General features: G+C 70.4%; 23 protein-coding genes. 13 read left to right on the top strand and 10 right to left on the bottom strand.

Annotated elements, in window-relative coordinates; all coding sequences use genetic code 11:
* Positions 1–189: 189 nt before the first annotated feature.
* Entirely contained in the window at positions 190–1611 is a 1422-nt protein-coding gene (locus tag ACFXPL_RS22820) for a sugar porter family MFS transporter (protein ID WP_384922477.1), read from the top strand.
* Positions 1612–1647: 36 nt separating this feature from the next.
* Here the strand turns inward: ACFXPL_RS22820 and ACFXPL_RS22815 are convergent, their stop codons facing one another.
* Positions 1648–3156, bottom strand: coding sequence for a purine-cytosine permease family protein (locus tag ACFXPL_RS22815; RefSeq protein ID WP_384922474.1), 1509 nt, complete (start codon positions 3154–3156; stop codon positions 1648–1650).
* Between the two features lie 215 nt (positions 3157–3371).
* Here ACFXPL_RS22815 and ftsY point away from each other — a divergent pair, with 215 nt between their 5' ends.
* A complete protein-coding gene (gene ftsY, locus ACFXPL_RS22810) occupies positions 3372–4583 on the top strand; it encodes a signal recognition particle-docking protein FtsY (RefSeq protein ID WP_384922471.1) in 1212 nt (403 codons plus the stop codon).
* A gap of 147 nt (positions 4584–4730) precedes the next feature.
* Here ftsY and ACFXPL_RS22805 read toward each other — a convergent pair whose 3' ends face one another.
* Positions 4731–5390 carry a bifunctional DNA primase/polymerase gene (locus ACFXPL_RS22805; RefSeq protein ID WP_384922468.1) on the bottom strand — a complete coding sequence of 220 codons (660 nt, stop codon included), beginning with the start codon at positions 5388–5390 and terminating at the stop codon, positions 4731–4733.
* Positions 5391–5945: 555 nt separating this feature from the next.
* Here ACFXPL_RS22805 and ACFXPL_RS22800 point away from each other — a divergent pair.
* The 5 genes from ACFXPL_RS22800 (at position 5946) to ffh (ending at position 13601) form a co-directional block, all read left to right on the top strand.
* Complete coding sequence (locus ACFXPL_RS22800; protein ID WP_384922580.1) at positions 5946–7295, top strand: hypothetical protein; 1350 nt, start codon at positions 5946–5948, stop codon at positions 7293–7295.
* Positions 7296–7667: 372 nt separating this feature from the next.
* Positions 7668–8960, top strand: a complete 1293-nt coding sequence (locus tag ACFXPL_RS22795; protein ID WP_384922465.1) for an ammonium transporter — start codon at positions 7668–7670, stop codon at positions 8958–8960.
* Positions 8957–9295 (top strand): P-II family nitrogen regulator, encoded by a 339-nt coding sequence (locus ACFXPL_RS22790; RefSeq protein WP_365814097.1) that lies wholly within the window; start codon positions 8957–8959, stop codon positions 9293–9295. The genes ACFXPL_RS22795 and ACFXPL_RS22790 overlap by 4 nt, the downstream gene beginning before the upstream one ends.
* Positions 9296–9311: 16 nt before the next feature.
* Positions 9312–11831: a [protein-PII] uridylyltransferase gene (locus tag ACFXPL_RS22785; RefSeq protein ID WP_384922461.1), complete on the top strand. Its 2520-nt coding sequence runs from the start codon at positions 9312–9314 to the stop codon at positions 11829–11831.
* Between the two features lie 213 nt (positions 11832–12044).
* Positions 12045–13601: a signal recognition particle protein gene (ffh, locus tag ACFXPL_RS22780; protein WP_384922458.1), complete on the top strand. Its 1557-nt coding sequence runs from the start codon at positions 12045–12047 to the stop codon at positions 13599–13601.
* A gap of 77 nt (positions 13602–13678) precedes the next feature.
* On the opposite strand, the gene ACFXPL_RS22775 is transcribed toward ffh, so the two are convergent.
* The 8 genes from ACFXPL_RS22775 to ACFXPL_RS22740 form a co-directional block, all read right to left on the bottom strand.
* Positions 13679–14860 (bottom strand): alanine racemase, encoded by a 1182-nt coding sequence (locus tag ACFXPL_RS22775; protein ID WP_384922455.1) that lies wholly within the window; start codon positions 14858–14860, stop codon positions 13679–13681.
* Between the two features lie 2 nt (positions 14861–14862).
* Positions 14863–15966, bottom strand: a complete 1104-nt coding sequence (locus ACFXPL_RS22770) for an aminotransferase class V-fold PLP-dependent enzyme (RefSeq protein WP_384922453.1) — start codon at positions 15964–15966, stop codon at positions 14863–14865.
* A 1-nt stretch (position 15967) separates the two neighbouring features.
* Entirely contained in the window at positions 15968–17008 is a 1041-nt protein-coding gene (locus tag ACFXPL_RS22765) for a phosphotriesterase (RefSeq protein WP_384922450.1), read from the bottom strand.
* 49 nt (positions 17009–17057) lie between these two features.
* Positions 17058–18422 carry a YhfT family protein gene (locus ACFXPL_RS22760; protein WP_384922448.1) on the bottom strand — a complete coding sequence of 455 codons (1365 nt, stop codon included), beginning with the start codon at positions 18420–18422 and terminating at the stop codon, positions 17058–17060.
* Between the two features lie 37 nt (positions 18423–18459).
* A complete protein-coding gene (locus ACFXPL_RS22755; protein ID WP_384922445.1) occupies positions 18460–18816 on the bottom strand; it encodes a DUF2620 domain-containing protein in 357 nt (118 codons plus the stop codon).
* Positions 18813–19220 (bottom strand): transcriptional antiterminator, encoded by a 408-nt coding sequence (locus ACFXPL_RS22750; RefSeq protein WP_384922442.1) that lies wholly within the window; start codon positions 19218–19220, stop codon positions 18813–18815. Before ACFXPL_RS22750 ends, ACFXPL_RS22755 begins: the two co-directional genes overlap by 4 nt.
* A gap of 122 nt (positions 19221–19342) precedes the next feature.
* Positions 19343–20284: a GntR family transcriptional regulator YhfZ gene (gene yhfZ, locus ACFXPL_RS22745; protein WP_384922439.1), complete on the bottom strand. Its 942-nt coding sequence runs from the start codon at positions 20282–20284 to the stop codon at positions 19343–19345.
* Between the two features lie 172 nt (positions 20285–20456).
* The gene (locus ACFXPL_RS22740; RefSeq protein WP_384922437.1) at positions 20457–21341 is read right to left on the bottom strand and encodes an SAM-dependent methyltransferase; all 885 of its coding nucleotides are present in this window, start codon (positions 21339–21341) and stop codon (positions 20457–20459) included.
* Positions 21342–21880: 539 nt separating this feature from the next.
* Between ACFXPL_RS22740 and ACFXPL_RS22735 the strand changes: the two genes are divergently transcribed.
* The 6 genes from ACFXPL_RS22735 to rplS all read left to right on the top strand — a co-directional run bounded on the left by ACFXPL_RS22735 (position 21881) and on the right by rplS (position 25468).
* Positions 21881–22474 (top strand): hypothetical protein, encoded by a 594-nt coding sequence (locus tag ACFXPL_RS22735; protein WP_384922434.1) that lies wholly within the window; start codon positions 21881–21883, stop codon positions 22472–22474.
* Positions 22475–22772: 298 nt separating this feature from the next.
* Positions 22773–23219 carry a 30S ribosomal protein S16 gene (gene rpsP, locus ACFXPL_RS22730; RefSeq protein ID WP_329823029.1) on the top strand — a complete coding sequence of 149 codons (447 nt, stop codon included), beginning with the start codon at positions 22773–22775 and terminating at the stop codon, positions 23217–23219.
* A gap of 2 nt (positions 23220–23221) precedes the next feature.
* A complete protein-coding gene (locus ACFXPL_RS22725; protein WP_329823028.1) occupies positions 23222–23461 on the top strand; it encodes an RNA-binding protein in 240 nt (79 codons plus the stop codon).
* 157 nt (positions 23462–23618) lie between these two features.
* Complete coding sequence (gene rimM / locus ACFXPL_RS22720; protein WP_384922577.1) at positions 23619–24170, top strand: ribosome maturation factor RimM; 552 nt, start codon at positions 23619–23621, stop codon at positions 24168–24170.
* On the top strand, positions 24167–24988 hold the full coding sequence (gene trmD / locus ACFXPL_RS22715; protein WP_384922430.1) for a tRNA (guanosine(37)-N1)-methyltransferase TrmD: 822 nt from the start codon (positions 24167–24169) through the stop codon (positions 24986–24988). Before rimM ends, trmD begins: the two co-directional genes overlap by 4 nt.
* A 129-nt stretch (positions 24989–25117) precedes the next feature.
* Positions 25118–25468 (top strand): 50S ribosomal protein L19, encoded by a 351-nt coding sequence (gene rplS / locus ACFXPL_RS22710; protein ID WP_329823025.1) that lies wholly within the window; start codon positions 25118–25120, stop codon positions 25466–25468.
* Positions 25469–25618: the final 150 nt, after the last annotated feature.

Raw genomic sequence — 25618 nt, 5'->3', positions numbered from 1 at the left:
GAGAGTGAGGCGAGGGATTTGTCGCACAGTGCCGTATACGGTCCCGGATCATCTCTTCAAAAGCTGAAGGCATAGTCTCTTACGCGTTGCTTTTGCCTTCAAGTGGTGGCTGGCGAGACGTTATGCCTCACTTGGAAGGCTCGCCCACCCCACGCCCGGCAAGGCAGCCGGGCGGCCTCAGGAGTACACGTGACCAGCACAGCGCAGGTTCCGCCGCCAGGAGGCCGAGCGGCCCACCCCGAACACCTCGGCCATGTCGTCTTCATCACGGCCGCCGCCGCGATGGGCGGCTTCCTCTTCGGCTACGACAGCTCGGTGATCAACGGCGCCGTCGAGGCCATCCGGGACCGGTACGACATCGGCTCCGCGGCCCTCGCCCAGGTCATCGCCATCGCACTGATCGGCTGCGCGATCGGGGCCGCCACGGCGGGCCGGATCGCCGACCGGATCGGCCGGATCCGCTGCATGCAGATCTCCGCCGTCCTCTTCACGATCAGCGCGGTCGGCTCGGCCCTGCCGTTCAACATCTACGACCTCGCGTTCTGGCGGATCATCGGCGGCTTCGCGATCGGCATGGCGTCGGTGATCGGCCCCGCGTACATCGCCGAGGTCTCGCCCGCCGCCTACCGTGGCCGGCTCGGCTCCTTCCAGCAGGCCGCGATCGTCATCGGCATCGCCATCTCACAGCTCGTCAACTTCGGCATCCTTCAGCTCGCGAACGGCGACCAGCGCGGCAAGCTGCTGGGATTCGAAGCATGGCAGTGGATGCTCGGTGTGATGGTCGTACCGGCGGTGCTCTACGGTCTGCTCTCCTTCGCGATCCCCGAGTCCCCGCGTTTCCTGATCTCCGTCGGCCGGGTGGACCGCGCCAAGCAGGTGCTCGCCGAGGTCGAGAGCAAGGACATCGACCTGGACGCGCGGGTCGACGAGATCAAGCACGCGATGCACCGCGAGCACAAGTCGACCTTCAAGGACCTGCTGGGCGGTGGCGGCTTCTTCTTCCTGCCCATCGTGTGGGTGGGCATCGGGCTCTCGGTCTTCCAGCAGCTCGTCGGCATCAACGTCGCCTTCTACTACTCGGCGACGCTCTGGCAGTCCGTCGGGATCAACCCGTCCAGCTCGTTCTTCTATTCGTTCACGACGTCGATCGTCAACATCATCGGCACCGTGATCGCGATGGTCCTGGTGGACCGGGTCGGCCGCAGGCCGCTCGCCCTCGTCGGCTCCACCGGTATGGCCGTCGCGCTCGCCTGCGAGGCGTGGGCGTTCTCCGCCCACCTGGTCGACGGCAAACTTCCCAGCACCGAGGGCACCGTCGCCCTGGTCGCCGCGCATGTGTTCGTGCTCTTCTTCGCGCTGTCGTGGGGCGTCGTCGTCTGGGTCTTCCTCGGTGAGATGTTCCCGAACCGGATCCGCGCCGCCGCGCTCGGTGTCGCCGCCTCGGCACAGTGGATCGCGAACTGGGCCATCACGGCGAGCTTCCCGAGCCTGGCCGACTGGAACCTTTCGGGAACGTACGTCATTTATGCCTGCTTCGCCACGCTCTCCATTCCGTTCGTGATCTTCTTCGTGAAGGAGACGAAGGGAAAGACGCTGGAGGAGATGGGTTAGCCCGTCCCGGAGCGGGGCGGGCAGGACGCGAGGACGTCAGACGCCCAGTCCTGTCGATTCCGTGTCGGACCCGCCTGCCGTCGGCGCTGTCCCTGCCGCCGGCTCTCCTCCCGTCCTGGCCCCGGCCTCCGCTCCCGCGGTCGCCGGGGCCTTCGCGCGCTCGCGCGGCAGTACCCCGTACAACCCCGCCGCCACCAGGACCGTGACGACCCAGCCCAGGCTGTTCTCCCCGACCCAGGTCCCGGTGAGGGGGCCCGAGAACCACTGCACCGAGGTGAAGAGCAGCCCCACCACCAGCGCCGTACCCCAGGCGACCATGGCCGACGGGGCGAATCCGCCCCGGTACCAGTAGCCGCTGGTGCGGGTCGTGTCCATCAGCGCCGCACCGTCGTACGTACGCCGCCGCAGCATGTCCACGCCGAAGACGCCGATCCACGCGGAGAACGCCACCGCGAGCAGTGTGAGGAACGAGACGAACGAGCCGATGAAGCTCGTGGCGACCACCATCAGCAGGAAACCGAGGATCAGGCTGATCACCGCGTTCACGCTGACCGCCCACGCACGGGGCACCTTGATGCCCAGCGTCTGCGCCGTGAACCCCGCCGAGTACATCGACATCGAGTTGATCAGCACCATCCCCACCAGCGCGATCAGCAGGTACGGCACGGATATCCAGGTGGGCAGCAGGGCGCCGATGAAGGAGACCGGGTCCTGCGCCGTGGCCAGATCCGGGGTCCCCACCGCCATCACCGCACCCATCAGCACCAGGGGCAGCACCACGATCCCCGCGCCGCCCACTGTCGTACCGACCATCGCCCGGCCCGAGGCGGACCGGGGCAGGTAACGGGTGAAGTCGGGGCCCGAAGGGACCCAACTGAGACCGCCTGCCGCGATCGTGCCGATACCCGCGATCATCATCGCCGTCGATCCGGCCGGCTTGCCGAAGACCGCCGACCAGTCGGTCCCGGCGATGAGATAAACGAGCACCAGCACGCTGAACGCGCCGAAGAGATACGCCGACCAGGTGCCGCAGATCCGCAGCGCCTTGATGCCCAGACCCGAGACCAGGAAGGTCCCGGCCACGAAGAGCAGCAGAGTGATCACGACGAGCGGGGTGCCGCGCTTGATTCCGAAGAGCAGATCGAGCACCGTCAGCACGGCGTACGCGCCGGTCACCGCGTTGATCGTCTCCCAGCCCCAGCGGGCGACCCAGATCAGCGACCCCGGGAAGAGATTCCCGCGCTGACCGAAGACCGCCCGGGAGAGCGCCATCCCGGGCGATCCGCCGCGCTTGCCCGCGATGGAGATCAGCCCCACCGTGCCGTACGAGACGACGGGCGCCGTGACCCCGACGACCAGCGCCTGCCAGAAGTTGAGGCCGTTGAGGACGATCAGACCGGCGCCCATCGTGAGCAGCAGCACGCTGATGTTGGCGGCGACCCAGGTGGGGAAGAGTCCCCGCACATGACCGGTGCGCTCGTCGTCGGGGACGGGCTCCAGGCCACGGGTCTCCATCGCGCCTTCGGGCGCGGAGGCGTGGGGCATGAACAGGCTCCGTACAGAGGTGGGGGCTCCTGCGGGGGGAGTGGACCTCCGGGCGAACCCGGAACCTCCACCATCGTACGTTCGGGGTAAAACGTCCAAATCGTCACGAGGATCTTCGTGCGAACCTCTGAAGTCAGGGCCGGGGCGGACCTCGTCGGGACGCGCCCCGGCATGGCCGAGAGCCGCGCCCGGCCGTGGCCGATACTGGGAGCGTTATGGAAATCGTCATCCTTGTTGTAGTCATCGCCCTGGTCGCGGTCGGCGCGATCAGCGGGCTCGTGGTCAGCAGCCGCAAGAAGAAGCTGCCGCCCTCGTCACCGTCGAGCACGCCGACCATCACAGCCCCACCCGCAGAACCGCACGTCGGTGACGAGGCGGAGACACCGCGCGACGAACCGCGCCGTACGATCGAGGAGGTCGGGCTCCCCGACACCACGGCCGGTGCGCCGGTCGTCGTCGAGGAGCCCGTCGAGGCCGCCGAGGCACCCGCCGTCGAGGTCCCCGAGCCGTCCGCCGGCCGGCTGGTCCGGCTGCGCGCGCGGCTCGCCCGCTCGCAGAACACCCTCGGCAAGGGCCTGCTCACCCTGCTCTCCCGCGAGCATCTGGACGAGGAGACCTGGGAGGAGATCGAGGAGACCCTGCTCACCGCCGACGTCGGTGTCGCGCCGACCCAGGAACTGGTCGAGCGGCTGCGCGAACGCGTCCGGGTACTGGGCACCCGCACCCCGGCGGAGCTGCGTACCCTCCTCAGGGAAGAGCTGCTGGCGCTCCTCGACCCCGAAGTCGACCGGGCGGTCAAGACGGAGAGCGGGCTGGACACGCCCGGCGTCGTGATGGTCGTCGGCGTCAACGGCACCGGTAAGACCACGACCACCGGCAAGCTGGCGCGGGTGCTCGTCGCGGACGGCCGGTCGGTCGTCCTCGGCGCGGCGGACACCTTCCGCGCCGCCGCCGCCGACCAGCTCCAGACGTGGGGCGAGCGCGTCGGCGCGCGCACCGTGCGGGGCCCCGAGGGCGGCGACCCGGCGTCGGTCGCCTTCGACGCGGTCAAGGAGGGCATCGCGGAGGGCGCGGACGTCGTCCTCATCGACACGGCGGGGCGCCTGCACACCAAGACCGGCCTGATGGATGAGCTGGGCAAGGTCAAGCGGGTCGTGGAGAAGCACGGCCCGCTCGACGAGGTGCTGCTCGTCCTGGACGCGACGACCGGGCAGAACGGGCTCGTCCAGGCGCGGGTCTTCGCGGAGGTCGTCGAGATCACGGGGATCGTGCTGACCAAACTGGACGGTACGGCCAAGGGCGGCATCGTGATCGCGGTCCAGCGGGAGCTGGGCGTACCGGTGAAGCTGGTGGGTCTGGGCGAGGGCCCGGACGACCTCGCGCCGTTCGAGCCCGCCGCCTTCGTCGACGCGCTGATCGGGGACTGACCCCGGCCGTCGAGGCGTCGCCGTCCGTCGGGAAACCGCCGGACGGCGCAGCGCCGGCTCGGGCGTACGGGTACTCACCCGGCCGGCAGCGGCCTCGTGCCCTCGTAGTCACGTTCCCCCGCTCTGCGGCTCTATGGCCATGCGGCTCTACGGCGGCGGCATCGAGCGGTGGCAGATGTACGCCAGGGTGCCGAGCAGCAGCCGGGCCTGCGGGGGCGGTGCGGCCGTGTCCAGGGACGGTGGCCGCAGCCAGCGGACCGGGCCGAGACCGGCCAGGTCCGACGGGGGTGCCGTGACGTGCGTGCCGACGCCCAGACCGTGCAGATCCAGATCCGCGTCGTCCCAGCCCATCCGGTAGAGCAGCTCCGGCAGCTCGGCCGCCGCGCCCGGTGCGACGAAGAAGCGGGCGCGGCCCGTCGGCGTCGCCAGCACCGGGCCCAGCGGGAGCCCCATCCTTTCGAGCCGGACCAGGGCGCGGCTGCCGGCCGGCTCCGCGACGTCGATGATGTCGAAACTCCGGCCCACAGGGAGCAGCACCGCCGCGCCCGGCACCTCCGACCACGCCTTCGCGGCGTCGTCCAGCGTGGCGCCCGCCGGGACCTCGTGGCCGCAGTCGAGCGGGTGGGCGCCCGGCGCCGTACATCCCGGATCGCCGCAGGAGCAGTGTCCGCCCGAGGCCCGCGCGCCGGGCGCGACGTCCCAGCCCCAGAGTCCGGTGTACTCCGCCACCGCGGTGCACTCTGTGGTGCGACCGCGGCGGCGCGAGCCGGACCGCATCTCCCGGATGCCGCCGATCGTGAAGCCCATGCCCCCTCCAACGGGTCGAACTCGCCGGTGGTTACGACTCGCAGTCTGCCCGTGACGCTCCGCTGTCACTTGACCCATTCGGGTGGCGCGAAGTGGCATTGGGGGTGGTGCGATCCGATTCGCACGCCCCGGCGTGCACCGTTGTGCCACCCCCTGGACGTCGTTCGTCAAGTCAATCGCGCACCACGGCGGGCTAGTTCATTCGAAGGGGTGGCGAATGGTGGCGTTTGTGGAATCGCCCTCGCCGGACGGGTGATCGTAGGATTACTTTCGGTGCACGAACTCCGGGTAAGACAGTCTCGCGGGTATGCCAAGGGCAACTCGGTTTCCTGTTCGAAGGGGCGCAACCTCCGGACACGGAGCCGTCACTCACGGCATTCTGATAGCGGTTCGCGGGACAAGGGCATTCGGTCGGATGGGGGCTTTCCAGTGGGCAGCGGCGCAGGCGGTACGGATACCGGCAAGCGTCCGAACGGGCAACTCAACTCGTGGTTCCTGCGCAGCGGCTGGTCGAAGGGTGAGCTGGCGCGCCAGGTCAACCGCCGAGCGCGTCAGATGGGCGCGCATCACATCAGCACGGACACCTCGCGGGTACGCCGCTGGCTCGACGGCGAGCAGCCGCGCGAGCCGATCCCGCGCATCCTCTCGGAGCTGTTCTCCGAGCGGTTCGGTGCCGTGGTGGCGGTCGAGGAGCTGGGGCTGCGCTCCGCCCACCGCTCCCCGTCGGTGTCCGGTGTCGACCTGCCCTGGGCGGGCCCCCAGACGGTCGCCCTGATCAGTGAGTTCTCCCGCAGCGACCTGATGCTGGCGCGGCGCGGCTTCCTCGGTACGTCCCTGGGTCTGGCCGCGGGGCCCGCCCTCGTCGAGCCGATGCAGCGCTGGCTGGTGCCCACCCCGGCGGCCGACCCGGGCGATCCGGCGCCGGGCCCCGTCGCCCCGGCCCGCCCCACCCGCCTCTCCGACCCCGAGCTCGACCTGCTGGAGTCGACCACGGCCTGCTTCCGGCAGTGGGACGCCCAGTGCGGGGGCGGCCTGCGCCGCAAGGCGGTCGTCGGCCAACTCCACGAGGTCACCGAACTCCTCCAGGAGCCGCAGCCGGAGGCGACCTCCCGGCGGCTCTTCCGCTGCGCGGCCGAGCTGGCGGAGCTGGCCGGCTGGATGAGCTACGACGTGGGCCTCCAGCCCAACGCCCAGAAGTACTTCGTGCTGGCCCTGCACGCGGCCAAGGAAGCCGGGGACAAGCCGCTCGGCTCGTACATCCTCTCCTCCATGAGCCGCCAGATGATCCACCTCGGCCGGCCCGACGACGCCCTCGAACTCATCCATCTCGCGCAGTACGGCGGCAGGGACGGCGCCACCCCCAGGACCCAGGCGATGCTGTATGCGATGGAGGCCAGGGCGTACGCCAACATGGGCCAGCCGAGCAAGACCAAGCGGGCCGTCAGAATGGCCGAGGACACCTTCTCCGACGTCGGACTCGACGGCGAGCCGGAGCCCGACTGGATCCGCTTCTTCTCCGAGGCCGAACTCAACGGGGAGAACGCCCACTCGTACCGCGATCTCGCCTACGTCGCCGGCCGCAGCCCCACCTACGCCTCTCTCGCGGAGCCCGTCATGCAGCGGGCCGTCGAACTCTTCGCCAAGGACGACGACCACCAGCGGTCGTACGCGCTCAACCTGATCGGCATGGCCACCGTCCACCTCCTCAACCGTGAGCCCGAGCAGGCGACGGCGCTGGCGGAGAAGGCCCTGGACGTCGCCCGCAGCGTCCGCTCCGAGCGGGTCAACACCCGGCTGCGCAAGACGCTCGACACCGCCGCCCGGGACTTCGGCGACGTCGCCGAGGTGTTCGATCTGACCGAAGTGCTCGCCCAGAAGCTGCCCGAGTCCGCGGAGGCCGTCTGAGCCGCGGGCCCGCCCCCGGTCGTACACAGCCCGCCCCCGCCGCCGTACACGGCCCGCCCCAGCTCCGGCCGCGGCAACCACCCCGTACAGCCCGACACGGCTCCCCCGCCGCCAGGACAGCAGGGTGAATGCCGCGGCCGGTTTCCGCTGCCCGCGGGACGCCCGCTGGATGTCCGCGGAGGGTATCCGCGCCCCCCGGACGTGACCGGCGGGTTCATCGAGGCGTAACACTCGGGACACCTTCGTCACCGCTGTGAAACATCGAGCGGCACTGGCTGAAACCGCGCTGCGCCAATCTCCTGAGCACAGTCGGCCCCATACCTGCTTGAGCATCCGCACGGGCCGTATCCGACCCACGAGGAGACGCTGGCCTTGAATGGCGCAGATACCGCATTCGTACTGATCAGTGCCGCGCTCGTCATGCTGATGACGCCCGGCCTGGCATTCTTCTACGGCGGCATGGTGCGGGTGAAGAGCGCCCTCAACATGCTCATGATGTCCCTGATCTCGCTCGGAATCGTCAGCGTGCTGTGGGTCCTCTACGGATACTCACTGGCTTTCGGTGACGACATCGGCGGCGGTCTCCTGGGCAACTTCGACCACATCGGGCTCAAGGGCATTTCGGTCGACACCCTGACCGGCGGCACGGAAGGCATCCCCGTCTTCGCCTTCGCCCTTTTCCAGCTCATGTTCGCCGTCCTGACCCCCGCGCTGATGAGCGGTGCGCTCGCCGACCGCGTGAAGTTCAGCGCCTGGGCGCTCTTCATCACGCTCTGGGTCACCGTGGTGTACTTCCCGATCGCGCACTGGGTCTGGCAGTCCGACGGCTGGCTCTTCAAGCTGGGCGTGATCGACTTCGCCGGCGGTACGGCGGTCCACATCAACGCCGGTGTCGGCGCGCTCGCCGCGGTCCTGGTCGTCGGCAAGCGGATCGGGTTCAAGAAGGACCCGATGCGGCCGCACAGCCTGCCGCTCGTCGTCCTCGGCATGGCCCTGCTGTGGTTCGGCTGGTTCGGCTTCAACGCCGGCTCCGCGCTCGCCGCCAACGGCACCTCCGCGATCATGGCCTTCAACACGCAGATCGCCACCGGCGCCGCCATGCTCGGCTGGCTGATCTACGAGCGCATCCGGCACGGCGCGTTCACCACGCTGGGCGCCGCCTCCGGCGCCATCGCCGGCCTCGTCGCGATCACCCCGTCCGGTGCGAACGTCAACCCCTTCGGTGCCATCCTCATCGGTCTCGTGGCCGGTCTGGTCTGCTCCTGGGCCGTCAGCCTCAAGTTCAAGCTGGGCTACGACGACTCCCTCGACGTGGTCGGTGTCCACCTGGTCGGCGGTGTCATCGGCACCCTGCTCGTCGGCCTCCTCGCGGTCGACGGTGTCGGCGGCCTCACTCAGCTCGGCAAGCAGGCCACCGGAGCCTTCTCGGTGATGGCGTACTCCTTCGTGGTTTCCTGGATCCTCGCCAAGATCGTCGACGCCACCATCGGTTTCCGGGCCTCCGAGGACGACGAGACCAGCGGTGTCGACATGGCGTACCACGCGGAGTCGGCGTACGACTACAGCGCGGTCGGCGGCTCCCCGTCGGGCCGTAGCAGCGTCGCCACCCCGCACCACGACGAGAACCACGCCGCCGCGGCGAAGACCAAGAAGGTGGACGCATGAAGCTCATCACCGCAGTCGTGAAGCCACACCGTCTGGACGAGATCAAGGAAGCCCTCCAGGGCTTCGGCGTCCAGGGCCTCACGGTCACGGAGGCCAGCGGGTACGGCCGGCAGCGCGGCCACACCGAGGTCTACCGGGGTGCGGAGTACACCGTCGACCTCGTACCGAAGATCCGTATCGAGGTACTGGTCGAGGACGACGACGCCGAACAGCTCATCGATGTGGTGGTGAAGGCCGCCCGCACCGGCAAGATCGGTGACGGAAAGGTATGGAGCGTCCCGGTCGACACGGCGGTCCGCGTACGGACCGGCGAGCGCGGCCCGGACGCCCTCTAGAGACAGGAACGACTGGGTGACGAGCGTCGAAGAGACCACCGAAAAGGCAGACTCGGGACCCAGCGGCTATGCGGCGGCCCGGCTGCGCCTCCTCCAGGAGAAGGCGCGGCCAGGGCCGCCGCGCCGTGCCGCGCTGGCCCGCCTCACCGACGACTGGCTGAACGCGCTGTTCACCGCCGCCGCCCAGGAGACCGGGGTACGCGGCGCGGCCCTCGTCGCCGTCGGCGGCTACGGGCGGGGCGAACTCTCCCCGCGCAGCGATCTCGACCTGCTGCTCCTGCATGACGGCAAGACGCCCGCCAAGGCGATCGCCGCCCTCGCCGACCGCCTCTGGTACCCGGTCTGGGACCTCGGACTCGCCCTCGACCACTCCGTACGCACCCCCGCGGAGGCGCGCAGGACCGCCGCCGAGGACCTCAAGGCGCAGCTCGGCCTGCTCGACGCACGACAGGTCGCGGGAGACCTCGGCCTGGTCACCGGCGTACGCACCGCGATCCTCGCCGACTGGCGCAACACCGCCCTCAAACGCCTGCCCGAACTGGACGAACTGTGCCGGGAACGGGCCGAGCGCCAGGGCGAGCTGCAGTTCCTGCTGGAACCCGACCTCAAGGAGGCCAGGGGCGGACTGCGCGATGCCACCGCGCTGCGCGCCGTCGCCGCCTCCTGGCTCGCCGACGCGCCCCGTGAGGGCCTCGGCGACGCACGCCGCAAGCTGCTCGACGCCCGCGACGCCCTGCACCTGACCACCGGACGCGCCACCGACCGGCTCGCCCTCCAGGAACAGGACGCCGTCGCCGCCGAACTCGGCCTGCTCGACGCCGACGCCCTGCTCCGTCAGGTGTACGAGGCCGCGCGCACCGTCTCGTACGCCTCCGACGTCACCTGGCGCGAGGTCAACCGCGTCCTGCGCTCCCGCTCCGCACGCCCCCGGCTGCGCGCCATGCTGGGCGGCAAGCCCGCCCCGGACCGCACCCCGCTCGCCGAAGGCGTCGTCGAGCAGGACGGCGAGGTCGTCCTCGCCCGCACCGCCCGGCCCGAACGCGACCCCGTGCTGCCCCTGCGGGCCGCGGCCGCCGCCGCGCAGGCCGGACTGCCGATCTCCCTGCACGCCGTACGCCGCCTCGCCGGCGCCGTCAAACCCCTGCCGGTACCCTGGCCCGCCGAGGCCCGCGAGGAACTCGTCACGCTGCTCGGCGCCGGCGAGTCGACCGTCCCCGTCTGGGAGGCCCTCGAAGCCGAAGGGCTGATCACCCAGCTCCTGCCCGACTGGGAGCGCGTACGGTGCCGGCCCCAGCGCAACCCCGTCCACACCTGGACCGTCGACCGTCACCTCGTCGAGGCCGCCGTCCAGGCGTCCTCGCTCACCCGCCGCGTCGGCCGCCCCGACCTGCTGCTCGTCTGCGCCCTGCTGCACGACATCGGCAAAGGCTGGCCCGGAGACCACTCCGTGGCCGGTGAGGTCATCGCCCGCGACGTCGCCGCCCGGATCGGCTTCGACCGCGAGGACGTCGCCGTCATCGCCACCGTCGTACGCCACCACCTGCTGCTCGTCGACACCGCGACCCGGCGCGACCTGGACGACCCGGCGACCGTCAGCTCGGTCGCCACCCGCGTCGGCTCGCTCGCCACCCTGGAACTCCTGCACGCCCTCACCGAGGCCGACGCGCTCGCCACCGGCCCCGCGGCCTGGTCGTCCTGGCGCTCCTCCCTCGTCACCGACCTGGTCACCCGCGTCGCCGCCGTGCTCGCGGGTGACGACCCGGCGGAGCCCGAGCCCGCCGCGCCCAGCGCCGAGCAGGAACGCCTCGCCGTCGAGGCGCTGCGCACCGGCGGCCCCGTACTGGCCCTGCGCGCACAGACCGAGGCCCCGCAGCCGGGGACGGCGCAGGAGGAGCAGGAGAACGGTGCACCGGAACCGGTCGGCGTCGAACTGCTCATCGCCCTGCCCGACCAGCCCGGCGTGCTGCCCGCGGCGGCCGGGGTGCTCGCCCTGCACCGGCTCACCGTACGGGCCGCCGACCTGCGCGCCGTCGAACTGCCGGGCGAGCTGGGCGCCCTGCCGGGTGAACCGGGCGGGGCGGTGGCGGGGGCCGTGCCGGGCAGAACCACCGATGTCCTGCTGCTGAGCTGGCGCGTCGCCGCCGCGTACGGCTCGCTGCCGCAGGCCGCCCGGCTCCGCGCCGACCTCGTACGGGCCCTGGACGGCTCCCTGGACATCCCGGCCAGGCTCGCGGAGCGGGAGGCCGCCTACCCGCGGCGCCGCGGCGTCACGGCCCCGCCGCCGCGCGTGACGGTGGCGCCGACCGCCTCCCGGCACGCGACGGTCATCGAGGTACGCGCGCAGGACGCCCCGGGGCTGCTGCACCGCATCGGCCGCGCCCTGGAGGACGCACGGGTGATGGTGCGCAGCGCTCATGTGTCGACCCTGGGTGCCAACGCCGTCGACGCCTTCTACGTCACCTCGGACCGTGGACGCCCGTTGACGGCGGAGGCCGCCACGGAGCTGGCACGTACCGTGGAGAGCGCACTGCGCTGAGACCTGTCGCGCGCCGGGCCGGGCCGCGCGAGCAGCGCCGGCCCTGCGCGCACAGCCCGGGGTCGGACAGGGCGCGCGTACGCCGTCCGTAAGGTCTGGCCACCCACGGGGCAGACCCCACCGCGCGCGGCCGGATACCCTGGGGGACGGTCTGTCCTTCACCGCGTGGGACAGCCCCCTCATCCGTTCCCGACCTGAGGATCCGCGACCGCCGTGTTCGACACTCTCTCCGACCGCCTCGCAGCCACATTCAAGAGCCTCCGGGGCAAAGGGCGCCTCAGCCCGGAGGACATCGACGCCACGGCCCGCGAGATCCGTATCGCCCTGCTCGAAGCCGACGTGGCGCTGCCCGTCGTCCGCGCCTTCATCGCCAAGGTCAAGGAGCGCGCGGCCGGTGCGGAGGTCTCCCAGGCGCTGAACCCCGCGCAGCAGGTCGTCAAGATCGTCAACGAGGAACTGGTCGGCATCCTCGGTGGTGAGACCCGCGTCCTGCGTTTCGCCAAGCAACCACCGACCGTGATCATGCTGGCGGGCCTCCAGGGCGCCGGTAAGACCACCCTGGCGGGAAAGCTCGGCCTCTGGCTCAAGGGCCAGGGCCACACGCCGCTGCTCGTCGCCTGTGACCTCCAGCGCCCCAACGCCGTCACCCAGCTCTCCGTCGTCGCCGACCGCGCGGGCGTCTCGGTGTACGCGCCGGAGCCGGGCAACGGGGTCGGTGACCCGGTCAAGGTCGCCAAGGACTCGATCGAGTACGCCAAGACCAAGCAGCACGACGTCGTCATCGTCGACACCGCGGGCCGCCTCGGTATCGACGAGGAGCTGATGAAGCAGGCCGCGGACATCCGCGACGCCGTCAGCCCGGACGAGGTCCTGTTCGTCGTGGACGCGATGATCGGCCAGGACGCCGTCAACACCGCGGAGGCCTTCCGTGACGGCGTTGGCTTCGACGGCGTGGTCCTCTCCAAGCTCGACGGTGACGCCCGTGGTGGCGCGGCCCTCTCCATCGCCCATGTCACCGGCAAGCAGATCATGTTCGCGTCCAACGGCGAGAAGCTGGACGAGTTCGACGCGTTCCACCCCGACCGGATGGCCTCCCGCATCCTCGACATGGGTGACCTGCTCACCCTCATCGAGCAGGCGGAGAAGACGTTCAGCCAGGCCGAGGCCGAGAAGATGGCCTCCAAACTGGCGAGCAGCAAGGGCGGGAAGGACTTCACGCTCGATGACTTCCTGGCTCAGATGGAGCAGGTCAGGAAGATGGGCTCCATCTCCAAACTGCTCGGCATGCTGCCCGGCATGGGGCAGATCAAGGACCAGATCAACAACATCGACGAGAAGGACGTGGATCGCACCGCCGCGATCATCAAGTCGATGACCCCGGGCGAACGCCAGGACCCGGTCATCATCAACGGCTCGCGCCGCGCCCGTATCGCCCGGGGCTCCGGCGTCGAGGTCAGCGCCGTGAAGAACCTCGTGGAGCGGTTCTTCGACGCCCGCAAGATGATGTCGAAGATGGCGCAGGGCGGCGGAATGCCGGGCATGCCGGGCGTCCCGGGGATGGGCGGCGGCCCCGGCCGTACGAAGAAGAAAGTCAAGCAGGCCAAGGGCAAGCAGCGCTCCGGCAACCCGATGAAGCGCAAGGCCGAGGAGCAGGCGGCACTGGCCCGGCGCGAAGAGACGGCGCAGTCGGGCAACGCGTTCGGACTGCCTGCCGGCGGCCAGGAGAAGGACTTCGAACTGCCGGACGAGTTCAAGAAGTTCATGGGCTAGCCGTACGCGTACGGAGGGCGGTGGGGCCACGACAGCGCTCCGCGCACCACCGCCCGGGCCGTCGATGCCGGTCCTGCTCATGGGGCGACTCCTTCGACGGCCCTGCCCCGCGCGTCGTACAGCCCCGTCAGCCGGGGCCTTCCTCCTGCGAGACCGGAGACGACCGCGACGGTCGAGCGGGTGACGAAGATCTGCGTACGGAAAGCCAGGACAGCGGTGTCCCCGAGTCCGACCTCGCCGGATCCCTTACCGGGAGCGTCCAGCAGCCGGTAGTAGTCGATGTTCTCCGCAGGGGCGTCGCACACCCGGAGGCGCAGCCCCGTGCGGGGCAGCAGGGCGGCGTGGATCCCGCCCCGGGCGTAGAACCCGCCGCCGAAGAGCGCGGGCCGGCCGTCCGCGAGCGTGTGAGCGACCTCGGTGACGTACACATAGGCGGGCCGTTCCGGTTGATGCGGATCCGCCGCGTGCAGCGGTGTGGTGCCGGTGAGGGCGTGACCCGGCTCGCCGTGGGTCGCACCCAGCCGGGCCAGTAGCGGCAACGCCGCCACGGAGGTCGCCCCAGGGGCGCTGAGACCCAGCCCCTGATGACCGCGCGCGGTCAACAGCTCCCGCGCCTTGAGAGCGAGCTCGAAGCCGGCCGTCGGGGCCGGTCGGCCCGTGTCCGGGTCGCACACCACACAGGGGAACGCCGTCACCCCGGCGATCCTGACCGATGCCAGTCGCTCCACTGAGGCGGCGAAGTCGTCCAGGGCGTCCAGCGGTACGCCGCCCTCCTGGCCCGGATGGCCGGACCCCGCCACGGCCTCGATCCGTACGAACACGTCCTGGACGAGGCCGAGACGGCCCGCCGCGTCCGAGACGGCCCGCGCGTTGGCGAGATCGAAGACCGTGACCGCCTCGGGGCGCCAGGCCAGCATCTCGGGCAGGGCACGCCGCGGGATCTGCACGAGATGGCCGAGGTTGCCCGCCCGGGTCCCCGCGGCGTGCAGCGCCCGGGCCTCGGGCGGGTCGATCGCGGCGAAGCGGGGGATGTGCCGGGCGACGGCCCGGATCAGCGCGGGGTTGCGGCCGAACTGCTTGACCACGAACCAGAGCGAGAGCCCCAGCCGTTCAGCCTCGGCCGCGAGCAGCGCCGCGTTCGCCTCCACGGCGTCCGCGTCCAAGACATAGGTGTCGGGTGGAACGGCGCCCGAGGCGTGCAGCGCGGTCGCCGTCTCGACGAGCGCGGGGTTGCGGGTGAGCACGGTGTCCAGGAACACGATCAGCCCTTCAGGTCGCGCAGCGAACAGCGGAGGATGTCGATCACCAGGTCCGCGCCCGCCCGCATGGGGTTGATCCGTACGGTCCAGTCGGCGAGCTCAGGAGCGTCGTCGAGCGACGAGGCGGACATCCGGTGGACGAGCGGGGCGATCTCGTAACGGGAGTTGGAACCCACGGGGTATGGCGCGGCGCCGTACCGCGCGGCCACGGCGGGCAGTTGGCGGGCGACGGGCCGGTCGAGCCGTACCAGCAGACAGCGGTCCTGCGCGTTGGCGATCCGCACCTCCGCGACGCCCGGTACCTCCCCGGCGGTCAGGCGTCCTGCGACCTCGGCGGACACCCGGGACTGGAGCGCCCACAGGACGGGCACATGGGTGAGGGCGCGCAGCGCCTCCAGGGCCTGGGCACCCTGCACCTGGCCGCCGCCCGAGTAGTTGTCGGCGCGGACGCGCCCGACGAGGTCACGGGCACCGACGACCGCGCCCACACCCTCCGGGCCGTGCAGTTTGAAGAGGGAGAAACAGGAGACGTCGGCGCCGAGCTGGACACCACAGGCGGGCACGCGCAGCACCGTGTAGTTGTCGTCGACGACCGTACGCACCTCCGCGGTACGGCACGCCGCCAGCACCTCGCCCGGATCGTACGAGTCCCCGAGCCGTTGCCGACTGTGCTGGATGTACGCCCAGGTGAGGTCGGTCGGCATCAGGGCCTCCCGGAGCGCCTCACGGTCGTTGAAGTCGGCCTCGGCGGCGCGGACACCGAGCCCGCGCAGGGTGACGGCGGTCGTGCGGTAGACCGGCGCCCGGTGGATCAGCAGCGGATCGCCGGGGGAGAGGGCCGCCTGGAGGGCGGCCCGGATCGCGCCCGTACCGGCGCCCTGCACCAGCGCGGCGTCCTCGGCACCGAGCCAATCAGCGAGGACGGCCTCGACGCGTGCCGTCGTACGGGGTCGGCCCAGCCCGGTGACCACACCGGCGTCCGCCTCGAAGAGCTGGGGCCCCTCGAAGTGCGCGGCGGTGTGCTCCAGCAGCCGGAACTGGATCTGAGCCGCGTCCTCCAGGGTGATCGTGGGCAGCGGGAAGGTCCGGGGAAGCGGTGGAGGCATCTCAGATCTCCTCGGCGTCGGTGCCCGTGGCGTGGATGGTGTCGGTGCCGGTCCCGGTGTCCCTGCGCGCGTCTCCGTCCGAGTCGGCGCCGGTCAGGAAACGCAGCGGGTTGCGGCGTGTCATCAGGTCGATCAGGTCGTCGTCCACGCCCGCCGTGCGTGCCGCCGGCAGGAAGGAACGGAAGAGATGCCCGTACCCCCGGCCGCCCTCAGCCGTCAGATAGCCGTGGCGGGAGATGTCGCAGCTCAGCAGCGCCCGGTCGGCGTGCCCGGCGTCCAGCAGGGCAAGCAGCAGCCGTAAGCGGGTGTCGTCGCTCTGGTAGCGCTCCTTGCCGACGGTGTCGAAAGCGACGTACGCGCCGCTCGCCGCGAGTTCACGGTGGACCCGCGGATCGTCCAGCAGGTCCTGGTGGCCGATCGAGATCCGGTACGGCGGAAGCCCCGTGCCGGTGAGTAACTCCAGTTGGGCGAGCCCGCCGCGGCCGAACTGGGCGTGGGTGGCGAGCGACAGACCGGTGGCGCGCGCGGCATGGGCCGAGGCGAGCAGCGCGCGGCTCTCGCGCCCGCTCGGCCGGTCTCCGTGGCTGCCGATCTCACCGAGTACGCCGGGTCGGACACCGCTCGTCCCGATGCCGTTCTCGATCTCCCGCACCAGGATGTCCGTGAGTTGCGCGACGCTCGCCTCCGCCGTCTCCCGAGGGTGGAACGGCTCGTAGTACCAGCCGGTGGCGGCGACCACCGCGACGCCGGACTCCTCGGCGATACGCGCCAGGGTGCGCGGATCGCGGCCCATGCCCCGGCAGGTCAGCTCGATGACCAGGGCGAGTCCGAACTCGGACGACAACGCGGCCAGTTCGGCGACGACGGCGGACCGGTGGCGCCGGGCTTCGAGGAGGGCGGCGCCGTCGCCCTTACGGTCGAGATCGAGCACGAGATGCTCATGGGCGAGCGCCGGGCCGCGCACGGCGGAGACGGGCAGTGGCCCGGTGACCGTGGTGAGACATGGGGTACTGGAGGACGAAGCGGGGAGCGGGGAGTGCATGGGTACGGGTGCCTTCCTGACGGGTCCTTCCGCCGAGGGACGCCGAGTGTCAGCTCTTCAGCGGGGTGAACAGGTCAAGCCAGTGGAGGAGGTTGAGCAGGACGCCGCCGACGACGACCGCGGCGGGCGCCGCCGCCATCCGCACCACCGGTCTGCCCATCGCCTCGTTGAGGAGATAGAGCCCGCCGACGACGAGAACCGCCAGGCCGCCGCCCATCACATGTGCCGCGAGCAGGGAGCCGAAGAGAATGGCCAGCCCCAGCGTCTCCGTGATCGCGGCGCGTAGATGCTCGGAGGAGTCACGCACGCTCGGGAGCTTGCCGAGGACCTTCCCGACGGAGGAGAGCGCCAGCACTTCGAGGGCGAAGACCACGGCACCGACGGTGGCCGCGAGGAACGGGTTGGGCAGCAGATAGCCGAGGGGGTAGACGAGTGTGAACCCGGCGATGCCGTACGCGCCTGAGGCGAGCGCGGTCGTCGCGATCAGCGGGATGAAGCCGAACATCCGGTAGAAGTCGACCTGGGCGGCCTCGCTGTACTGCCCCTTGGCGATCAGGAAGCTGGTCGCCTCCCCGCCGCCGAATATGTGCATCTGTGCCAGGACACACACCCCGGCACCCAGCACCATGAAGAGCGGGAGATGGCGGCGCAGTCGCAGGGCGCTGCCACTGAACAGCGAGGCCATCGGGTCGCCTCCGGCCTCCTCCCGTTTCTGCTCCTTTTCCAGCCCTCGCCCCTGCTGCTCCTCACGGGCTCGCTCCTGCTTCCGTCGGAGCAAGTCCCTCCTGACGGCGAATCCGATGAGCAGCAGCACTCCCGCCGCCATCGCGAGCGAACCGGCAAAGACCGTCGGCCATAGCTTCATCGTCAGGACGACCAGGGTCAGTTCCAGCATGGCCGCGAAAGCGCCGCGCGGCCGTCCGAACTGTTTGGTGATCGCGAGCACCGGAAAGAGCGTGAAGAGGAAGAGGATCGGCGCCGACATCTGCTGCATCGAGGTCAGGAAGTCGACGGGCAGGTCGTGCGCCAGGTCATTGGCGCCGCCGAGGCCGAAGACGACCACCGCGCCCCAAGCGCCGCCCAGCAGCGGCGCGATCCACGTCTTGGGCGAAAGGATTCCCAGGATGTCGGTGGGGAGGAAGAGCAGCCATGGGTTGAGGACGCCGCTGGCGAGGGCCATGGGCGCACCGAGTCCGAAGATGAAGCCCGCCGAAAGCCCGAAGGACACCGACGTGGTGGCTGAGCGCTTGGCGCGTCCCTGGACGAAGTCGAGCATGAAGGGGCGTACGCCGTCGTTGAAGACGGCCAGTGCCATGTGTGAGACGAAAGCGGTCAGCGCGCACAGGGCTATGACGAACAGGTTCTGCGTCAGCGAGAGGTTCAGACGGGTACTGGCTGCGAGGACGGTGTGCACAGGGAGGTCTCCTCTGCTGTCCGGCAGGTTGCCGGGGTCAGCCGCGCGCCGCGAGCGCGCGGGCCATGAGCGGGGCGAGCACGTCGATCCGGTCGATCGCGAAGCCGAAGACCTTCTTGCCGTCCGAGAGCAGCGCGGCCACCTGTTCCTCGGTCGGCACGGAGCGGCCGAAGGTGTGGCAGAGGGGGCTGCCCAGCAGCCCGACGAGAATGCCGAGTGAGGCACCGGCGCCGGTGTGACAGGTGCCCAGGTAGTAGTCGGCCTGGCCGGCCCGGAGTCTCACCGCGGCGTCCATGTCGTTGGAGACCGAGATCTCCAGGCCGCCGAGGCCGAGCCGCGAGACGGTGTCCGCGACCTCGGTCTTTCCGATGCCGCCGGTGAGGATCTTCGTCATGACTGACTCCTTCGCTCTGATGCGTGGTGCGGGGCAGGGGAGTTCTGGGCCAGTACGGCGAGGTGCAGGCCCAGGAAGTTGACTTCGGAGCCGGGCAACGGGGCGCCGAGCGCCCTCTCGGCGCGTAGAGCCACGGCACGCGCCCGGGCGACCGCCTCGGGGTGTCCGGCCAACTCGGCCGAGACCTGGTCATCCGTACGGAACGCCTCGATCGGTTCACCGTTCAGCAGCCGGGTGAGCGCCGCCATCAGATGACTGGTGAGCAGTCCGGCCGTGTCCTCGGTGACGGTGAGGCCCTCGGCGGCCAGGACGTCTAGCTCCGCCACGACAAACGCGGCGACCTCGGGGCCGGCCTGGCCGGTCTCACGGAAAAGCTGGATACGGAGGGTCAGTTGGTCGTCCATGAGGCTCCTTCCTACGGATCACGCGAACGAGTGAAACAGATAAAGCAGTAACCGGGATTTTGTATTTTGCGGTGCGCCGGTTCCACTGGATGGAGTGGTGGTGGTCCGGCTTGTCGCGCTGGTCAGTACGAGGGTGTGCGTTCGCCGCGCAGCACTTCCGTCTGGAGCGCGGTGACGACGGACAGGTCGAGGGATTCGCGGACGGCGCCGAGCGCCTTCGCTCCCTCGGTTCTGCTGATGATCGCCGCGCTGGAGTTGCGCCGTGACAGGTCACGGGTGACCTCGTCGTCGAGCGGCAGGACGTCCACGTCCGTACCGAGCAGGCTCTCCTGTGCCTCGTCCAGATCCCAGACGGTGGCGTCGGCCCGGTCTTGCTCGAACAACTCGCGCAGATGTGTGTGAGTGGTTTCGACCCACTCGATGTCGTCCCGCCCCGCGAACGTGCGCTCCGCGAGTAGGCGCTGGTCCTCGGAGGAGTGGTCGACGGCGACGCGTAGCCCCGGGCTCCCCAGGTCCGATCCGTGTCGCAGCAGTATGCCGTGTGCCCCGACGTAGGTGATCGGGCCGAGATCCGCGACGAGCTCGACCGGATACTCCTCGATCAGTCGGTCGGCCGCGAAGCGGGAGAGCACCACGAGGTCGACCTTGCCTTCGAGCAGCGTGGTGGTGCGGGCCTCCGCACCGTGCATGAAGGTGATCGCGAAGGGGGCCCCGGCCTCCTCGAAAGCGGAGCGCAGCCCGGTGGCCAGCCCCTCGTAGCGACGTGAGTAGGGGAGTGGCATGGCGGCGAGCAGAGTGCCCAGCCCGGAGAGCCGCCAGAGTATCGAGCGGTCGGCGCGGACCAGGAACGTGCCGAGGTGGCCCCGCGCCGTCGTCTCGATGGCGCCGGCGCTCTCCAGGAGGTGGAGTGCGGCCTGCACCGTGCCGTTCCCGACTCCCAGTTCCACGGCGAAGTCACGGACGCGTGGCAGCCGGGTGTCCGGCTCGTGGTTCAGCAGGAGTACCGCGAGCTGCCGGGCCGCGAGGCCGTTGCGGGTCAGGAAACGTTCGTCGAAGTCTGTCACGCAAATGACAGTAAACAGGATTCTGGATACTGGCAAGGCTCTCTCAGCGGCATGGCGTCCACACGCCATTTCGCCGGTCGGTGTCACTCGCCGGGCGCCGCCCGTCGGCCTTCGACCGACCTCCGCCGGCGCGGCGATGCCGTGCGGCCCGCGCCGCGCCGCACGCCCGCCGTCAGGGCGTACGGGCGATGAGATACCGGAAGACGTTCGGCATCCAGACCGTGCCGTCCCGCCGAAGATGCGGATGGAGCGCCTCGCCGATCTCCTTCTCCACCTGTCGCCGGTCGGTCGCCCGGATCGCGCCGTCGAACACCCCGGTCGACAGCAGCCCGCGTACCGCGCTCTCCTGGTCGGCGTAGCCGAACGGGCAGGCCACCCGCCCTGAACCGTCCGGTTTCAGCCCGGCTCGCGCCGCGACATCCTCCAGATCATCCCGGTATGCGGGGCGCCGGGCGCCCTTGCGCAGCCGGTCGGCCAGTCGGCCGGCTACGCGCAGGACCGCGTCCGTGGCGCAGCGTTCCGGCGGCCCCCAGCCGGCCAGCACCACCGGGGTGCCCCGCCCGGCCAGCGGTATCGCTGTCCTGAGGGCGGGATCGAGCCCTTTCGCGTCGCCCGCCACGGAGCCGATCGGCTGGAAGGCGGTGATCAGGTCGTACCCGGTCCGGTCGGGTCCCCCGGCGGCGTCGGCCATGCGGTCGGCGGGCAGCAGCGTCTCGCACCCGGTGCCGCTCGGCCGGCGTCCGACCCCGTCCCGTCCGTCCTCCGTGAGCAGCCGCTCACGGGCCAATGCCAACCGTTCGCCGTCCGCTTCGACACCGGTCACACGCGCGCCCCGCGCGGTGGCCAGCAGCAGGGCGAGCCCTGAGCCGCAGCCGAGACCGAGCACCCGGGTCCCGTCGCGGACCTCCAGGCGTTCGTACACCGCTTCGTAGAGCGGCACCAGCATCCGTTCCTGGATCTCGGCCCAGTCGCGGGCGCGCGCGGCGGCTTCCGGCGGTGCCGGGTCCGTCGCCGTGTCTGAAGGGAGCTGATGATGCTGGACGAGCGTACGTGTCATGGATAGCGCCCCAATCCACCGAGAGGTCGTTCGTACCCTGTTTGACAGCCCCCCGTGTACGCGTGAGCACACACCCCCCGTATGTCAGAGAACTCCCCATCCGTGCCCGCGTCCAGTGGGTGACGGGCAAAGCGTGCGTGCCCCGGGCGTACGCCCCCGCGTGCATGGCCGATTCCTTTTCCCGGCTCCGGAACGGGTACCAGGATCTGAGCAGGACCGTCGAGCGGGCCGCTGACCGGGCGGCGCCCGGCCCGGCCTCGATTGAGCCATTCGGGGCAACTGCTCGTCGCGGGGGCGTCGCGGGAAGGCGGGGCACGCGGCGGTACTGTCACCGTCGTGGAGTGGGGTAGACGTAGATCGTCTACGCGTCGATGCGTATCCAGTGCTACGTACCACCTTGGTATGAGCTGTGAGCCTTCTCCGCAGATCGACGCACCCGCCCTCGTCAGGACGCATCAATGGCAACTGACGGGTACGTGCAAATTATTTGTGATGCCCCGTAATGGAACCCGGGAGGGATCCGGCTCGTTATTCACGACGTGAGCACGACACCACCTGTTCTCGCCGCAGAGCTGGCACAGGCGTGGGCCGACATTCAGCGGTCCCACTCCGAGTTGCCGGATCTTGCCGCGCCAGAGTCCCTGATCGGAGAGTCGTCGTCCGCCTGCGGCGCCGAGCTCTCTTTCGAACGACTGCTTCACGAAGCGGTCCACGGCATCGCCGCGGCCAGAGGTGTCCGCGACACCTCGCGCGCGGGCCGCTACCACAACCGCCGATTCCTTGCGATCGCCGAGGAGATGGGTCTCGACCATCCGGAGGAGCCGCATCCCAGCAGTGGTTTCTCCCTGGTCTCGCTCAGCCCCGAGGCGAAGCGCCGGTACCGCCCCACCATGGAGCGGCTCCAGCGTGCCCTCAAGGCGCACACGGTCGCGACGGCCGCCGATACCAAGCGCAGTTTCCGCGGCCCGGCCGCCCGGCACGGCTCGTCCGGCGGTGGGGTGCGGGTCAAGGCGGTCTGCGACTGCGGCCGGAATGTGCGCGTCGTCCCCTCGGTCCTCGCCCAGGCCCCGATCGTCTGCGGCGGCTGCGGCAAACCGTTCCGTATTCCGGAAGTGGTCGCCGCCGCGAGCTAGTGCGCCTCCCCGGCGCCCGCGGGTGGCCCTCTCCGATGGCCTCGCGCCGTCGCGGGGCGGCGACCTTTACCTGCGGCACGGCCCCGTCATCCGCGGGGCCGGAGCCGTGCGTCGTACGCCGTACCCCGGCCGGGTCAACCCCGGTGCCGGGGTGTGGCAGAATAGCCAGCCGTACTCGACAGTCGCACAGGACCCCTCTCTCCTCCGGCTGACGCGTCCATCGGGCAGATCGGGTACCGCAACCCCACGCGGCATCCCGCTGTGCCCAACCACGTCAAGACCAGGAGACACCACTCCAGTGGCAGTCAAGATCAAGCTGAAGCGTCTGGGCAAGATCCGTTCGCCTCACTACCGCATCATCGTCGCCGACTCCCGTACCCGCCGTGACGGCCGGGCCATCGAGGAGATCGGTCTGTACCACCCGGTGCAGAACCCCTCGCGGATCGAGGTCGACTCGGACCGCGCGCGTTACTGGCTGTCTGTCGGCGCCCAGCCGACCGAGCCGGTTCTCGCGATCCTCAAGCTCACGGGTGACTGGCAGGCGCACAAGGGCCTTCCGGCCCCCGCGCCGCTGCTCCAGCCGGAGCCGAAGGCCGACAAGCGCGCCCTCTTCGAGGCCGCCGCGAAGGACGCCGGCGACGAGCCCAAGGGCGAGGCCATCACTCAGAAGGCCAAGAAGTCCGACAAGAAGGCCGACGAAGCCGGGACCGAGTCCTCGGCCGCCGCCGAGTCGACCGGGGCCTGAGCATGCTCGAGGAGGCTCTCGAGCACCTCGTGAAGGGCATTGTCGACAACCCGGACGAAGTGCAGGTCGCCTCGCGCAACCTGCGTCGCGGCCGGGTGCTGGAAGTCCGGGTTCACCCGGACGACCTCGGCAAGGTGATCGGCCGCAACGGCCGCACCGCGCGTGCGCTGCGGACGGTCGTTGGCGCCCTCGGGGGCCGCGGCATCCGCGTCGACCTCGTCGACGTGGACCAGGTCCGCTGACACACCAGAACACCGGCACGGGCCGGGAAGGGCATCCACCTTCCCGGCCCGTGTTTGCGTGCTGGTACGACCATCATCAATTGAGCAACCACGACGGCGAGCGACCGCCTCCGCGACAGCAGGCGACGGTCCAGCCGCACAGAGGGCGGGCTTGGCAGTGCAGTTGGTAGTCGGGCGGATCGGCCGCGCCCACGGCATCAAGGGCGAGGTCACCGTCGAGGTGCGTACGGACGAGCCCGAGGTACGACTCGGTCCCGGCGCCGTCCTCGCCACGGAACCGGCCTCGACCGGGCCGCTGACGATCGAGACGGGCCGGGTGCACAGTGGCAGGCTGCTGCTGCGCTTCGCCGGAGTACGTGACCGTACGGGCGCCGAGGCCCTGCGCAACGTCCTGCTGATCGCCGAGGTCGACCCGGAGGAACTTCCTGAGGATCCCGAAGAGTTCTACGACCACCAGTTGATGGATTTGGACGTAGTCCTGGCCGACGGCACCGAGATCGGCCGCATCACCGAGATCTCGCATCTGCCCTCGCAGGACCTGTTCATCGTGGAACGGCCCGACGGCAGCGAGGTCATGATCCCCTTCGTGGAGGAGATCGTCACCGAGATCGATCTTGAGGAGCAGCGGGCCGTGATCGACCCGCCGCCCGGGCTGATCGACGACCGGGCGGAGATCGTGCCCGGCGGCGGAGAGGCCGGCGACCGATGAGGCTCGACGTCCTCACGATCTTCCCGGAGTATCTGGAGCCGTTGAACGTCTCCCTCGTCGGCAAGGCCCGGACGCGCGGACGCCTCGACGTACACGTGCACGACCTGCGGGAGTGGACGTACGACCGCCACAACACGGTCGACGACACGCCCTACGGCGGTGGCCCCGGCATGGTCATGAAGACCGGGCCCTGGGGTGACGCCCTCGACGAGACCCTGGCGGACGGCTACGAGGCGGGCGCGTACGGCCCCGTCCTGGTCGTTCCCACGCCCAGCGGCCGCCCCTTCACCCAGGAACTGGCCGTGCAGCTTTCCGAGCGCCCCTGGCTGCTCTTCGCACCCGCCCGCTACGAAGGCATCGACAGCCGGGTCATCGACGAATACGCGACGCGGATCCCGGTCGTCGAGGTGTCCATCGGGGACTACGTACTGGCCGGCGGCGAGGCCGCGGTCCTGGTGATCACCGAGGCCGTGGCCCGGCTGCTGCCCGGCGTCCTCGGCAACGCGGAGTCGCACCGCGACGACTCCTTCGCCTCCGGCGCGATGGCCGATCTGCTGGAGGGACCCGTCTACACCAAGCCGCCCGAGTGGCGTGGGCGCGGCATCCCGGGCGTTCTGCTCAGCGGCCACCACGGGAAGATCGCACGGTGGCGCCGCGACGAGGCGTTCCGGCGTACGGCGCTCAACCGGCCCGATCTGATCGAACGGTGCGACCCCGCCGCCTTCGACAAGAAGGACCGGGAGATGCTCTCCATCCTGGGGTGGGCACCGGACCCCGGCGGCCGATTTTGGCGCAGGCCCGACGACGTGGAACAATAGGCCGCTGCTGTACGTCCGGTGTGCGCCCCTGCCACAGGGGGACCGACGCCCGCCCGACGCGAACGGCACTCATACTCTCTCTCGATCATCCGCTGATGACCTGTGGCATCAGCGAGGAAGCAGACCTTCATGGCCAGCCTGCTCGACTCCGTCGATGCCTCGTCGCTCCGCAGCGACCTCCCCGCCTTCCGCCCCGGTGACACCGTGAACGTCCACGTGCGCGTCATCGAGGGCAACCGCTCCCGTATCCAGCAGTTCAAGGGCGTCGTCATCCGCCGCCAGGGTTCGGGTGTCCGCGAGACCTTCACGGTCCGCAAGGTCTCCTTCTCCGTCGGCGTCGAGCGTACCTTCCCGGTCCACAGCCCGATCTTCGAGAAGATCGAGCTGGTCAGCCGTGGCGACGTCCGCCGCGCCAAGCTGTACTACCTCCGTGAGCTGCGCGGCAAGGCCGCGAAGATCAAGGAGAAGCGCGACCGCTGAGCCCCCACGGTCCTGGGCGGGAGACGTCTCAAGCCGAGGACCGGGACTCTTCTCACGCCCGGTGTGACAGGGCCGCCGGATAAGATCTGGCCCCGATGGACACCGAAGCACAGCACGAGAAGCGCGACCGCTCTTCCGATACCCCCACGG

It is taken from the genome of Streptomyces sp. NPDC059092, from assembly GCF_042756365.1.
In the GTDB taxonomy this organism is placed as follows: domain Bacteria; phylum Actinomycetota; class Actinomycetes; order Streptomycetales; family Streptomycetaceae; genus Streptomyces.
This window is presented reverse-complemented; position numbering and strand designations above follow the sequence as displayed.

Coding starts and splice junctions, on each gene's coding strand:
- ACFXPL_RS22765 (WP_384922450.1), bottom strand. CDS start 17,008: ATGCACTCCCCGCTCCCCGCTTCGTCCTCCAGTACCCCATGTCTCACC.
- ACFXPL_RS22750 (WP_384922442.1), bottom strand. CDS start 19,220: ATGGACGACCAACTGACCCTCCGTATCCAGCTTTTCCGTGAGACCGGC.
- ACFXPL_RS22740 (WP_384922437.1), bottom strand. CDS start 21,341: ATGACACGTACGCTCGTCCAGCATCATCAGCTCCCTTCAGACACGGCG.
- ACFXPL_RS22805 (WP_384922468.1), bottom strand. CDS start 5,390: ATGGGCTTCACGATCGGCGGCATCCGGGAGATGCGGTCCGGCTCGCGC.
- ACFXPL_RS22815 (WP_384922474.1), bottom strand. CDS start 3,156: ATGCCCCACGCCTCCGCGCCCGAAGGCGCGATGGAGACCCGTGGCCTG.
- ACFXPL_RS22725 (WP_329823028.1), top strand. CDS start 23,222: ATGCTCGAGGAGGCTCTCGAGCACCTCGTGAAGGGCATTGTCGACAAC.
- ftsY (WP_384922471.1), top strand. CDS start 3,372: ATGGAAATCGTCATCCTTGTTGTAGTCATCGCCCTGGTCGCGGTCGGC.
- ACFXPL_RS22770 (WP_384922453.1), bottom strand. CDS start 15,966: ATGCCTCCACCGCTTCCCCGGACCTTCCCGCTGCCCACGATCACCCTG.
- trmD (WP_384922430.1), top strand. CDS start 24,167: ATGAGGCTCGACGTCCTCACGATCTTCCCGGAGTATCTGGAGCCGTTG.
- ACFXPL_RS22800 (WP_384922580.1), top strand. CDS start 5,946: ATGGGCGCGCATCACATCAGCACGGACACCTCGCGGGTACGCCGCTGG.
- rplS (WP_329823025.1), top strand. CDS start 25,118: ATGGCCAGCCTGCTCGACTCCGTCGATGCCTCGTCGCTCCGCAGCGAC.
- ACFXPL_RS22755 (WP_384922445.1), bottom strand. CDS start 18,816: ATGACGAAGATCCTCACCGGCGGCATCGGAAAGACCGAGGTCGCGGAC.
- ACFXPL_RS22790 (WP_365814097.1), top strand. CDS start 8,957: ATGAAGCTCATCACCGCAGTCGTGAAGCCACACCGTCTGGACGAGATC.